The following is a 12,797-nucleotide window of genomic DNA, read 5'->3' as shown; positions in this document are numbered from 1 at the left end:
GCCGATTTCGGTGGAAGTACGGGACAGTTCGGCGATTGGTTGAGACCATTCCGGTGAACCGACACCGGGAGCCGCAGTGCCGAGACCGATCGCCGGGCTGTCCGCCCGGACCCGCGTACTTCTGACCATCCTCTGCGTCCTCGCCCTGACCGCCGCCAGCCTCGGCCTCCAGCGCCTGCTCGCTTCGCCCCACGACTCCACCGCTGCCCGGCCCGTCCCCGCCGGACCGCGCACCGCCGACCGGATCGTCCCGGTGCCGCTCTCCGTCACCCCCGGCAGCGGACCCGGCTACCGGCTCACCGACCGCACCGTGATCCGGACCGCGCCCGGCACGGAGGCGGTGGAACGGCAGGCCGGGGAGGTCCGGGGGATCGCCGAGCGGCTCGCCGAGGCGCTGCGCCGACCCACCGGACTGCCCCTCCCGGTGGAGGGACCCGCCGACGGCGGCGGCATCGCCCTGGCACTCGACCCCGCGCTCCCCGCAGCCACCGGCGACGAGGGCTACCGGCTGACCGCCGACGCCGACGGGGTGCGGATCACCGCCCGCAGCCCCGAGGGCCTGTTCCGGGGCACCCAGACGCTCCGGCAGCTGCTGCCACCGCGGATCGAGAGTCCGACCCAGGTGGCCGACGGCACGGAGTGGACGCTCGCCCCGGTCACCGTCGAGGACCGCCCGCGCTACGCCTACCGGGGCGCGATGCTCGACGTGGCCCGGCACTTCTTCACCCCGGCCGAGGTCAAGGGCTTCATCGACCGCCTCGCGCTGTACAAGCTCAACCGCCTGCACCTGCACCTGACCGACGACCAGGGCTGGCGGATCGAGGTCCCGGCCCGGCCCGCGCTGACGGCGGTGGGCGCGACCAGCGAGGTCGGCGGCACCCCCGGCGGGTACTACACCGCGGCCGACTACCAGGAGATCGTCCGCTACGCGCAGGAGCGCTATCTGACCGTCGTCCCGGAGATCGACCTGCCGGGCCACAGCAACGCGGCCCTCGCCGCCTACCCCGAGCTGGACTGCACGGGCAGCGCCCGGCCCTGGCCGTACACCGGGATCGAGGTCGGCTTCTCCACGCTCTGCCCGACCGGTGACGCGGTGTTCTCCTTCACCCGGGACGTGGTCGACGAGCTGGCCCGGCTCACCCCGGGGCCCTACCTCCACCTCGGCGGCGACGAGGCGAAGCGGATGGCTCCGGCCGAGTACGCGGAGTTCGTCCGGCGGGTCGGCGAGCAGGTGCGGGCGGCCGGCAAGACCCCGGCCGGCTGGAACCAGACCGCGCCGGGCGGGATCGGGCTGCTGCAGTTCTGGGACGGCCGGGCCGGTCGCGACACCGAACTGCGGGAGGCCACCGAACGCGGCGCCGAGGTGATCATGTCGCCGTCCGGCCGCAGCTACCTGGACATGAAGTACGAGTCGACCTATCCGCTCGGCCTGGTCTGGGCCGGCACCATCGAGGTCAGGACCGCGTACGACTGGGACCCGGACACCCTGCTGCCGCTGCGGGCGGGCTCGGTCGTCGGCGTCGAGGCCCCGCTGTGGACGGAGACCCTGGACACCCCCGGCGAGCTCGACCTGATGCTGCTGCCCCGGCTGCCCGCGCTCGCCGAGCTGGGCTGGTCGCCCCGGGACAGCCACGACTGGGGGCGGTTCAAGGTCCGCCTCGCCGAGGAGGGCGCCCGCTGGGAGGCCGCCGGTTACGCCTACGAGCGGCGGCCCGAGGTGCCCTGGCCCGCCCGGTAGCGGTCGCCGGTGGCCGCCGGGGATGGGGGATCGCGCACGAACGGCGTAGCGTGGCCGGGGGAGGGTTCGCGCAGTCCCGACACGGCGCAGGAGGAACGATGTCCGAACGGGAACCGGACCCGGCGGAGCAGGAGGAGTTCGCGGGTCGCGTACTGCAGGTGCTCAACGACGCCTGCCTGGGATTCATGGCCAGCCTCGGTCACCGGACCGGGCTCTTCGACACCATGGCCGGCCTGCCGCCGTCGACCGTCGAGGACGTGGCCGCCGCGGCCGGACTGGACGCGCGCTACGTCCGGGAGTGGCTGGGCGCGATGGTGGTCGGCGGCTTCGTCGAGTACGAGCCGCGGCAGCAGACCTACCGGCTGCCGCCGGAGCACGCCGCCTCGCTGACCCGGGCGGCCGGGCCGGAGAACCTGGGCGGGATGATGCAGTACCTGGCGCTGTTCGGCGAGGTCGAGGACGGGATCGTCGAGGCCTTCCGCACCGGCGGCGGGCTGCCGTACTCGGCCTACCCGCGCTTCCAGGCACTCCAGGCCGAGGAGAGCGCGGCCGGCTACGACCTGGCGCTGGTGGACGCCGTGGTGCCGCTGGTGCCCGGGCTCACCGAGCGGCTGCGGGCCGGGATCGACGCGGTGGACATCGGCACCGGGCAGGGCCACGCCGTCAACGTCCTGGCCAGGGCCTTCCCGGCCAGCCGGTTCACCGGGACGGACATCTCCGAGCAGGGCATCGGCGCCGCCAAGGCCGAGGCCGCCGCGCACGGACTGGACAACGCCCGCTTCGTGCTCGCCGACTCGGCCGACCTGACCGGCGGGTACGACCTGGTCACCGCCTTCGACGTGGTCCACGACCTGGCCCGCCCCGACCGCACCCTGCGCGCCGTCGCGGGGGTGCTGCGGCCCGAGGGCGTCTTCCTGATGGGCGACGTCGCCGCCAGCAGCCTGCTGGAGGAGAACATCGACCATCCGCTCGCCCCGGCGCTGTACACCTTCTCGACCTTCTACTGCATGACGGTCTCGCTCGGCGAGGGCGGTGCCGGGCTGGGCACCGTCTGGGGCGAGCAGACCGCGCGCCGGATGCTCGCCGAGGCCGGGTTCGGCTCGGTGGACGTGTCGCGGATCGACGGCGATCCGCTCAACCAGTACTACGTGGCGCGGCTGGCCGTCGCGGCGTAGCGCCCGCCCCGGCCGGGAGCGGCCCGGCGGGTACAGGCCCTGAGGCCCGAGCGAAGGAGGGCGTCGATGACCGGCAACGGCTACGCACACCCCGAGGCACTGGTCGGCACCGAGTGGCTGGCCCGGCACCTCGACGACGGCACGCTCCGCGTGGTCGAGGTGGACGAGGACAACGGCGCGTACGAGCGCGGCCACGTGCCCGGCGCGGTCGGCTGGAACTGGGCCACCGATCTGCACAGCCCGGTCGGGCGCGACTACGTGGACCGCGCGGGCGTCGAGCACCTGCTGCGCGCGGCCGGGGTCGAGCAGGACACCACCGTGGTGCTGTACGGCGGCAACAACAACTGGTTCGCCGCCTACGCCTACTGGCTGCTGCGGCTGCGCGGCTTCGGCCCGGTGCGGCTGCTGGACGGCGGGCGCAAGAAGTGGGAGCTGGAGGGGCGGGAGCTGACGGCGGAGGTGATGGACCACCAGCACAGCCCGTACCGGCTGACCGGGCCCGAGCACCCGGAGGTGCGGGCGATGCGGGACGAGGTCCTGGCGAAGGCGGAGGTCTTCGCCAAGCCCGGTTCGGACGCGGTGCTGGTGGACGTCCGCTCGCCGGCCGAGTACCGGGGCGAGGCGCTGGCCCCGGCGCACCTGCCGCAGGAGCAGGCCCAGGTGCCCGGGCACATCCCGGGCGCCGTCAACATCCCCTGGTCGCAGGCGACCAGGGAGGACGGGACGTTCCGGTCGGCGGAGGAGCTGCGGGAGCTGTACGGCGGGCGGGGCGTCGGGCCGGAGCAGGAGGTGATCGCCTACTGCCGGATCGGGGAGCGCTCGGCGCACACCTGGTTCGCGCTGACCGAGCTGCTCGGCTTCGAGCACGTCAAGAACTACGACGGGTCGTGGACCGAGTACGGCTCACTGGTCCGGGCGCCGGTGGCGCTGGGCGCCTGACGGGGCGGCACCGGGTCGTCGGCAGCGGGGGCATGACGCCGGGTCACGAACGGGCCGCCCGGCCATTTCGGCCTGTTTCTTCTCATGAACATTTCATCGTTCAGGCGTAGGACCGGGTTCGTTGGGACAAGGATCGATCCGACCAGTTGTCCCAGTGACCCCTGTGGAGGACCCCTGTGCGCAAGAGGCTGATCGTCTCTGCCGCTGCCGGCGCGCTCGCCCTGCTCCTGTCCGTCCCCGCCTCCGCCGCCCAGGCCGGCCCGGGTGCGGCGGGCATCGGCGATCCCTACTACCCGAACGCCGGCAACGGCGGCTACGACGTCTCGCACTACGACATCCGGCTCAAATACCAGCCCGCCACCGACGAGCTGGAGGGCACCACCACCGTCCTGGCCACCGCCACCCAGGACCTCACCCGCTTCAACCTCGACTTCGTGCTCAGCGTGAAGGAGGTGCTGGTCAACGGCCGGGCCGCCAAGTTCACCACCAGCGGCGAGCAGGAGCTGGTGATCACCCCGTCCCGCACCGTCGCCAAGGGCAGCCCGCTCACCGTGGTCGTCCGCTACGCCGACAAGCCGGGCGAGGTCGAGCGCGGCGGGTACTCCGCCTGGCTGCGCACCCCCGACGGCGGGGTGGCCGCCAACGAGCCCGAGGGCGCCGCCTGGTGGTTCCCGGCCAACGACCACCCGACCGACAAGGCCACCTTCGACGTCTCGGTGCTGGTGCCGGAGGGCACCCAGGTGGTCAGCAACGGCACCCAGACCACCAGCTCCCGGCCCGGCTGGACCCGCTACAACTACCGGCAGACCAAGCCGCAGGCCACCTACCTGGCCACGCTGGCGATCGGGAAGTTCGACATCCGCAAGGACACCACCGACGGCGGGCTGCCGGTCATCACCGCCTACAGCCCGGACCTCGGCGTGAACCTCGGCGCGGCGCAGGCCAGCGTCGAGCGGACCGGCGAGCTGACCGACTGGCTGAGCACGGTGTTCGGCCCGTACCCGTTCGAGACCGTGGGCGGCTACGTGCCCAATGTGCCGACCGGCTACGCGCTGGAGACCCAGGGCCAGGTCTTCTACAGCCCCGCGCAGTTCGCCCGCGGCGCCAACACCTCCGTGGTGGCGCACGAGCTGGCCCACCAGTGGTACGGCGACAGCGTCTCGGTGCAGCGCTGGAGCGACATCTGGCTCAACGAGGGCTTCGCCCGGTACGCGCAGTGGCTCTGGTCGGAGCACGAGAACGAGGGCACCGCGCAGGAGCTGGCCGACTACGTCTACAACAACTACGCGGCGGACAACGCGTTCTGGTCCGTGCGGCCGGGCGACCCGGGCCCGGACCACCAGTTCGCCGGTGCCGTCTACGACCGCGGCGCGATCGCCATCCAGGCGCTGCGCAACACGGTCGGGGACGCCAAGTTCTTCGCGATCCTGAAGGGGTGGCCGACCGAGCGCAAGTACGGCAACGCCACCATCCCGCAGTTCCAGGCCTACGCGGAGAAGATCTCCGGCAAGCCGCTGGGCGCGCTGTTCAACACCTGGCTGTTCACGGCCGGGAAGCCGGCGGTGGGCTCGTCCGGCGCGGCGGCCGGCTCGGCGCTCGCGGCGGCGCCCGGGATCGCGGGCCTCGCCCCGGGGGCGTCGGCGGCGGCTCCGGCGCAGCCGAAGTCCTGGCAGAAGATCCAGGACACCAACACGGTGCACGACCACAAGGGCTGACGTTCCGTCAGCTGCGTGACACGGGAACAGGGGCCCGGCCGGCCGCCTCCACGGGCGGACGGCCGGGCCTCCCGGTGTTTCAGGGGCGCAGTGCGCGCTCCTCGGTGAGGACGAGGTCCTCGATGCCGCGCAGGAAGCGCTCCATCGCGGGCCGGGGGAGCACCGAGGGGTCGGCCGTCATGGCGAGTTGCAGGGCGGTCGGGGTGCGCATCGCGTCCAGGGCGTAGGTGAGCCCGGGGCGCGGGTCGAAGTCGACCGGCCAGTCGAGGGTGGTGCCCCCGTCGGCCCCGGCGCCGGCGACGTCCGGGTCCGGGGCGGTGAGGCCGCCGGGGAGCAGGTCGCGGGTGTCGTTGAAGACGCAGGAGCGGTCGGCGAGCGGCACCTGGTCGGTGGTGAGGCGCTCGATCTCGGCGTCCAGCAGGCGCCGGTCGTAGTAGGCGTGCCGGTAAGCGGCGATCGACGCGGCGTGGGTGCGGCGCACGGCCGCGCCGAACTCGCCGTCGGCGTCCTGGAGGTGGAGCAGGGCGTCGCCGGCGACCACGCTCACCGCGTCGGTGAGGCCGGACAGGAAGCGGTTGTTGACCACCACCTGGAGCACCGCGTCGGGGCGGCCGGCCAGCCGGGCCGTCATGGCGGCGGTGGCCGCCAGCAGGACGGCGGAGGAGCCGGTCCGGTGGGCGGCGGCCACCGTGTCGACCGCGCGGAGCAGGGCGGGCGAGCTGAGGACGGCGTTCGGGAACCGGGCGGCGGGGTCGGCCGCCGGGGCGGGCGGGAACAGCCGGGCCGGGGCGGCGCGCAGCTTGCGCAGGGTGTGCGCGCGGGCGTTGGCGTCGCGCTTGAGGCCGCGCTCGGAGGTCTGGAACGCGGCCTCCTCCAGGGGCTGCTGGGTGGTCCGGCCGGCCCGGATCGCGGCCGGGTCGGCGCCCAGGGCGAGGGCGGTGAGGTCGCGGACCAGCAGGCCCATCCCGGTGCCGTCGACGGCGGTGTGGGAGAGCACCAGGGAGATGTGCCGCACCAGGCCGTCGGCCACGACCAGGCCGGCCCGGACCGGCCACTCGGTGCCGCAGTCGAAGGCCCGGCCCGTCAGGTCCCGGTGCAGCGCCGCTCCGGCGGCGGTGAGCCCGGCCCGGTCGGTGCCGGCGGGGAGGTCGTGGACCAGGGCGGGCAGGGTGCCCGCCGGGTCGACGGTCTGGCGCAGTCCGGGGCCGTCCGGCTCGGGGAGCAGCCGGGTGTGCAGGGAGTCGTGCAGGTGCAGCAGGTGCCCGAGGGCGTCCAGGACCACCGGGAGCGGCAGGCCGGGGTCGAGCGGGGTGGCGGTGCCGATGTTGTAGCGGGGGCGGTCGGCGGGGGCCAGGCGGTTGACGACGTCCCAGATGGCTCGCTGGCCCCAGGTGGCGGGGCCGCTGCCGGAGCGGCCGTCGGCGAAGGGTATCTCCAGTTGTCGACTCGTGGTCACCGTGGGGGTTCTCCGATGCGCTGGTGCGGATGCGGGGTGGTGGTGCGGATGGGTGCGGTGGGAGCCGTCCCGGAGAGTCTGCGCTACGGCCGCGAAATCGCGCCAGATGAAGGTCAATTCCGGTAAGGATCTTCGGAGCCCGGGCTACCGGTCGGTATTCCCGGTGGTGGCGTGGCAGCATCTCGCATGTGAGGCGTGACATGGCACATGTGACGTGCAATCACTTGTGACGTGCAATCACCTGCGATGCCCGCCTCGCGAACGAACCCACCCTCCGTTCGTCCGAAGGAGAAGTACCGAGATGAAGCGATTCGCCGCGCTCCTCGCCACCGGCGCCGCGCTCTCCGCGCTGGCCGTCACCGGGGCCTCCCAGGCCTCCGCGCAGACCACCGGCGGCCCCACCGGCCCCACCAAGAACTGCGTCGACGGGTTCCCGGGCGTCGTCAACCTGCGGCTCTGCGCCTCGGTGACCGGCGACCAGGTCGTGTTCTCCGGCTACGCGACCCCCGCCAGCGTCGCCTGGAACCCGCAGAAGGTCGCCTTCAACCTGACCGCCGGCGTCGTCGGCGGCGCCCTGATCGGGAGCGACTCGCCCTACGTGCTCATCCCCGGCGGCGGCATCCCGGTCGGCAACGTCTCCGGCACCGCGCCGTGCGGCTCCAGCGTCCAGGCCACGTTCAACGTGACCCAGTGGGGCTGGCCGCCGTCGACCGCCACCGTCACCGTGCCGGTCACCTGCTGATGAAGCACTGACCGGGGCCGGTCCCGCGGATCCTTCCGGGGCCGCGGCGAAATCTGCGGGACCGGCCCCGGTCCCCGGTACCTCGTGTGCCGTAGCGGTTCAGCGATGCAGAGGTGCGGCGGTGCGGCGGCGCAACCAGGGTCTGCCGGACCCAGGGTCCGCCGGACCCGGGTGGAACAGGGCCCTGGGTGGCGCGCGGCGGTGGGACCAGAGTGGTTCCCGTCAGGCCGTCGGCCGCCAACCAACCGCACCGGAGCAGAAGATGAACCACGCCGCCCACCCCGCCCCCGCCTCGTACCCCGCCCTCGCCACCCGCACCGCCGTCGTCACCGGAGCCGCCAGCGGCATGGGCGAGGCCACCGCCCGGCTGCTCGCCGCCGGCGGGGCCAAGGTCGCCCTGCTGGCCCGCCGCGCCGAGCGGCTGGACGCCCTTGCCGCCGCGATCACCGCCGACGGCGGCCGGGCCCTCGCCGTCACCGCCGACGTCACCGACCAGTCCTCGGTGGACGCCGCCGTCCGGACCGTGCACGACACCTGGGGCCCGGTCGACCTGGTGGTCAACAACGCCGGGGTGATGCTCCCCAATCCGCTCGCGGACGGCCGGATCGACGAGTGGACCCGGATGATCGACACCAATCTGACCGGCGCGCTGCGGATCGTCCGCGCCTTCTCCGCCGACCTCGTCGCCGTTGCCGCCGAGGGCCGCGCCGCCGACCTGGTGAACGTCTCCTCCATCGCCTCCCACGTGCTGTTCCCCGACTACGCCGTCTACGGGGCCACCAAGGCGGCGCTCACCCAGCTGTCCGCCGCGCTGCGCACCGAACTCGGCCCCCGGGACGTGCGGGTCTCCGCGATCGAGCCCGGGCTCACCGACACCGAGCTCGGCGGGCACATCGACAACCCGGTGCTGCGCGAGCAGCTGGACGGCATGTTCGAGGCGATGCCCGCGCTGACCGCCGAGGACATCGCCGAGCTGATCGCCTTCACCGTCACCCGCCCGCGCCATGTGAACCTCCGTCACCTGGTCGCGCTGCCGACCCGGCAGGCCTGAGCGTCAAGGCGGGGCGCGCGGCTTGATGCGATCGGGTGGTGGATACATCCCGTCCGGGTGACAGTGGTTCCGCCGGGCCGTTCGTGCGCCAAGAGTGGTGCGCCATGACCACTGAAGAATTGGATGTTCCCCGCCCGGGCCCGACCGGCGTCGTGCCCGGGCCGGCCCGGCGGTCGGTCGTCACGGTGACCGGAGTGTCGGTGCTCGCCGCCGGTCTCGCCTCGGCCGCCGTCCCTGCCGCCGCGCTCGCCCCTGCGGCCCCGCCGACCGTGCCGCCCGCGGCCGACCCGCCCGCCGCCGTGCCGCCGGTCGTGCCGCCCGGGACCGACGAGCGGGCGTACACCACGGTCGCCCGGGCCATCGCCGTCCACGACGACCTCGACCGGCCGCTCGTCCCGGGTTATCTGGAGATCGTCCGGAACGGCCTGCCGGCGGGGCGGGCCCGGGGGACCAAGCGGGTGCTGGTCGTCGGCGCCGGACCGGCCGGACTGCTCGCCGCCGACCTGCTCAACCGGGCGGGCCACGACGTGGTCGTGATCGAGGCCAACGGCAACCGGGTCGGCGGCCGGATCAAGACCTTCCGCAAGGGCGGCCACGAGAACGCCGCCCAGCCCTTCGCCGACCCGCTGCTGTACGCCGAGGCCGGGGCGATGCGGCTGCCCGAGAGCCACCCGCTGGTGATGGCCCTGCTCGACAAGTACCGGCTGCCGAAGCAGGAGTTCCTGCTGGTGGACGTCGACCCGCAGAACCCCGCCCGGCGGACCAACCGCACCTGGATCCACGTCAACGGGCTGCACGTCCGGCGGGCCGACTACGAACGGGACCCCTCGGCGGTCAACGAGTCCTTCGGCGTCACCGGTCCGAACCGCGCCAGGACCGCCGCCGTGATCTACGCCGAGGCGCTGGAGGGCGCGCTCGCGCTCGTCCGGGGCAAGGAGGGCCCGGCCCTGGTGGAGGGCTGGGCCACCGTGCTGCGACGGTACGGGCACTGGTCGATGTACCGGTACCTCACCGAGCAGGGCGGGCTCGACACCAGGACGATCGACCTGATCGGCACCGTCCAGAACGTCACCTCGCGGCTGCACCTCTCCTTCGTGCACAGCTTCCTGTCCGCCGCGCTGATCGACCCGAGGACGAAGTTCTGGGAGATCGAGGGCGGCACGGCGAAGCTGGTCGACGCCCTGTACGCGGCGGTCAAGGGGAAGGTGCGCTTCGACCGGCGCGCGGTGCGGATCGACCGGCACGGCGGCAAGGTCCGGGTGCACACCGTCTCCGAGGAGGGCGGGGCCGGCCGGGGAGGCGTCGCCGAGGTCTTCGAGGGGGACGAGGCGATCGTCACCGTCCCCTTCGCCGGGCTGCGGCACGTCACCTTCGACCCGCCGCTGGGCTACGGCAAGCGGCGGGCGGTCACCGAACTCCACTACGACGCCGCGACCAAGGTGCTGCTGGAGTTCTCCCGCCGCTGGTGGGAGTTCAGCGAGGAGGACTGGCGGTCGGCGCTGGACTCGGTGGAGCCCGGCCTCTACGAGAAGTACCGGCAGGAGAAGGTCCCCGACGGCCGGTACCTCGGCGCCCACGACTCGGTGAAGGCGCTCGGGGTGAGCGTCCCCGGCGAGCTGCGGGAGTGCTTCGCGGCCTTCCGCCCGGTCGGCGGAGACCCGCCGGCCGTCCAGGTGCGCGGCGGCGGCGCGGTGACCGACAACGCCAACCGGTTCGTCTACTTCCAGCCCGACCACCCGGTGAAGGGCAGTGCGGGCGGCGTGGTGCTGGCCTCCTACAGCTGGGCGGACGACGCGCTGAAGTGGGACGCCTACGCCGACGAGGAGCGGTACCTGCGGGCGCTGGCCGGTGTGCAGGCCGTCTTCGGCCGCCGCTGCGAGGTCTTCTCCACCACGAAGGGCAGGACGCAGTCGTGGATGCGTGACCACTACGCCTACGGGGAGGCCTCGGTGCTGCTGCCGGGCCAGCACACCGAGCTCTTCCCGGACATCCCCGGCTCGGAGGGGCCGCTGCACTTCGCGGGGGACCACACCTCGACCAAGCCGGCCTGGATCGAGGGCGCGTTGGAGTCGGCCGTCCGCAGCGCGCTGCTGGTGCACAAGGGCTGACCCCCGGGCCGACCGGGTCGGGGCCGACCGGGTCAGGGCGATCCCCGCGGCGTGCGGGGATCGCTCGGGGGCGGGGTGACAGGGTGAGGGGGTGAGGGGTGAGGGGTGACGGGTGCTGCGGTCAGCGGCGGGTGGCGGTGAGCAGGTAGTAGTCCAACAGGCCGTCCCGCCAGGCGGGGAGGAAGTTGCGGGTCCAGTGGCCGGGCGGGACGGTGCCTTCGAGATAGCGGTCGAGGCCGGGCCAGACGTCCGGGCCGATGGACTCGGCGGTGACCTCGGCGAAGCCGGCCGCCCCGAGGTCGGCCGTGAAGCCGTCCAGCGGGTGGGGGACGTCCAGTCCGTTGGCGAAGCTGCCGAGCAGGATGCTCAGCCGCTCGGCGACCTCGGGCCCCTCGGCGGAGAAGAAGGTGGTCACCACCAGGCGGCCGCCGGGGCGCAGTACCCGGGCCGCCTCGTGGGCGAAGCCGGTCAGCTCACGGAAGTGCTGGGCCGCCTCGACCGAGTACAGGCCGTCCAGCGAGGCGTCCGCGAAGGGCAGGTCGTCGGCGGAGCCCAGGGTGTAGCCGAGCCGGTCCGGGAAGGTCGCCAGCGCCTTGGCGTTGACGGCGCGGGCGCGCTCGATCTGGTCGGGGTGGATGTCGACCCCGGTGACGGCGGCGAAGCGGAACTCGCAGAGCGCGAGCGCCGCGCCCAGCCCGCGCCCGCAGCCCACCTCGCCCAGCCGCAGCGACTCGGCCGGGCCGGGGAAGGCGCGCAGCACCCGGCGGTAGAGGTTCTCCTGACTGCGGACCCGGTCGTCGGTCGTCGGGTCGGTGGTGCGGATGCCGCTCCAGTCGCCGAAGTTGATGAATCCGCCCGCGAAGGAGGCGGCCTGTGAGAGGTCGTCGGCGCCGTAGGTCTGGCGTACCGGTCCTGGGATGCGGTCCTGGTTCATGGCTCGCTCGGGCTCCTCGTGTGTCGTGGCGACGGCCGGGTGAAGGCGGTGGCCGGGGTGACGGCGCGGGCGGGCAAGGGCCGGTGGACCGGGCCTCCCGCGGGCGCGCGCCACAGTACGTACCCAAACCGGCCGCCGGTGGAACTACCCGAAGGGAGTGGTTTCGGGAGGGGAGGAGCGGGTCGGGAGGGACGGGTGGGGGCCGGCGCGGGTGGTGGGGGTGGCCTGGGAGACTGGGCGCCGATCGATCGTTCGGATCCGAAGGGGACGGGGAGCGTCATGGGCGCAACAGGTATGGGCACGGGCAAGGGTGTTGGCGCGGGGGACGGGCGGATCGCGCCGCCGCTGACCGGCGGCGAGCGCGAGACGCTGCGGGCCTTCCTGGACTTCCACCGGGCCACCCTGGCGATGAAGTGCGCCGGGCTGACGGACGAACAGCTGCGGCTGCGGTCGAGCCCGCCGTCGACGCTGACCCTGCTCGGGCTGGTGCGCCACATGGCGGAGGTCGAGCGGACCTGGTTCCGGCGGGTCATCGACGGGGAGGACATCCCGCTGGTGTGGTCGGCCGAGGGCGACTTCCAGGCCGCCTACGACGCGGACGGGGCGGACCGGGCCGTGGCCTTCGCGGCCTGGGAGACCGAGGTGGAGCACGCCCGGCGGATCGAGCGGGAGGCGGAGTCGCTGGACGTCACCGGGTACCAGGCGCGCTGGCAGGCGGAGGTCTCGCTGCGGCTGGTGATGCTGCACCTGATCCACGAGTACGCGCGGCACAACGGACACGCGGACTTCCTGCGGGAGGCGATCGACGGGGAGGTCGGCGCGTAGGTAGGCGTGCAGGTAGGCGCGCAGGTCGGCGTGCCGTCGGGCGGTCCCGCCGGGCCGGGGCCGGGGTGCCGGTGAACGCGCGGCGGGGTGCGGGCCGTATCCGTCACCGTGACA

At 73.7% G+C, this 12,797-nt stretch carries 10 protein-coding genes; 8 read left to right on the top strand and 2 right to left on the bottom strand.

Features of this window, described 5'->3' with window-relative positions:
* Positions 1-76 precede the first annotated feature (76 nt).
* The 4 genes from OG715_RS07095 to OG715_RS07080 all read left to right on the top strand — a co-directional run bounded on the left by OG715_RS07095 (position 77) and on the right by OG715_RS07080 (position 5,567).
* Positions 77-1,738, top strand: coding sequence for a beta-N-acetylhexosaminidase (locus OG715_RS07095; protein ID WP_266276357.1), 1,662 nt, complete (start codon positions 77-79; stop codon positions 1,736-1,738).
* A 98-nt stretch (positions 1,739-1,836) separates the two neighbouring features.
* Positions 1,837-2,913: a class I SAM-dependent methyltransferase gene (locus OG715_RS07090; protein ID WP_266276359.1), complete on the top strand. Its 1,077-nt coding sequence runs from the start codon at positions 1,837-1,839 to the stop codon at positions 2,911-2,913.
* A gap of 66 nt (positions 2,914-2,979) precedes the next feature.
* Complete coding sequence (locus OG715_RS07085; RefSeq protein WP_266276361.1) at positions 2,980-3,852, top strand: sulfurtransferase; 873 nt, start codon at positions 2,980-2,982, stop codon at positions 3,850-3,852.
* A 176-nt stretch (positions 3,853-4,028) separates the two neighbouring features.
* Complete coding sequence (locus tag OG715_RS07080) at positions 4,029-5,567, top strand: M1 family metallopeptidase (protein ID WP_266276363.1); 1,539 nt, start codon at positions 4,029-4,031, stop codon at positions 5,565-5,567.
* A 79-nt stretch (positions 5,568-5,646) separates the two neighbouring features.
* Here OG715_RS07080 and OG715_RS07075 read toward each other — a convergent pair whose 3' ends face one another.
* Positions 5,647-7,023 carry a condensation domain-containing protein gene (locus tag OG715_RS07075; protein ID WP_266276365.1) on the bottom strand — a complete coding sequence of 459 codons (1,377 nt, stop codon included), beginning with the start codon at positions 7,021-7,023 and terminating at the stop codon, positions 5,647-5,649.
* Positions 7,024-7,324: 301 nt separating this feature from the next.
* Here OG715_RS07075 and OG715_RS07070 point away from each other — a divergent pair, with 301 nt between their 5' ends.
* The 3 genes from OG715_RS07070 to OG715_RS07060 all read left to right on the top strand — a co-directional run bounded on the left by OG715_RS07070 (position 7,325) and on the right by OG715_RS07060 (position 10,924).
* Positions 7,325-7,765, top strand: coding sequence for a hypothetical protein (locus OG715_RS07070; protein WP_266276367.1), 441 nt, complete (start codon positions 7,325-7,327; stop codon positions 7,763-7,765).
* A gap of 262 nt (positions 7,766-8,027) precedes the next feature.
* Entirely contained in the window at positions 8,028-8,816 is a 789-nt protein-coding gene (locus tag OG715_RS07065) for an SDR family oxidoreductase (RefSeq protein WP_266276369.1), read from the top strand.
* Between the two features lie 104 nt (positions 8,817-8,920).
* Positions 8,921-10,924, top strand: a complete 2,004-nt coding sequence (locus OG715_RS07060; RefSeq protein ID WP_266276371.1) for a flavin monoamine oxidase family protein — start codon at positions 8,921-8,923, stop codon at positions 10,922-10,924.
* Positions 10,925-11,045: 121 nt separating this feature from the next.
* Here OG715_RS07060 and OG715_RS07055 read toward each other — a convergent pair whose 3' ends face one another.
* On the bottom strand, positions 11,046-11,858 hold the full coding sequence (locus OG715_RS07055; RefSeq protein ID WP_266276373.1) for a class I SAM-dependent methyltransferase: 813 nt from the start codon (positions 11,856-11,858) through the stop codon (positions 11,046-11,048).
* Positions 11,859-12,137: 279 nt separating this feature from the next.
* On the opposite strand from OG715_RS07055, the gene OG715_RS07050 reads away from it, so the two are divergent.
* Positions 12,138-12,683, top strand: a complete 546-nt coding sequence (locus OG715_RS07050; RefSeq protein WP_266276375.1) for a DinB family protein — start codon at positions 12,138-12,140, stop codon at positions 12,681-12,683.
* The last annotated feature ends 114 nt before the right edge of the window (positions 12,684-12,797 follow it).

It is taken from the genome of Kitasatospora purpeofusca (genome assembly GCF_036010405.1).
GTDB classification, from domain to species: Bacteria; Actinomycetota; Actinomycetes; order Streptomycetales; family Streptomycetaceae; genus Kitasatospora; species Kitasatospora purpeofusca.
The sequence above is the reverse complement of the archived record's forward strand: the minus strand, read 5'-3'. Positions and strand labels throughout refer to the sequence as shown.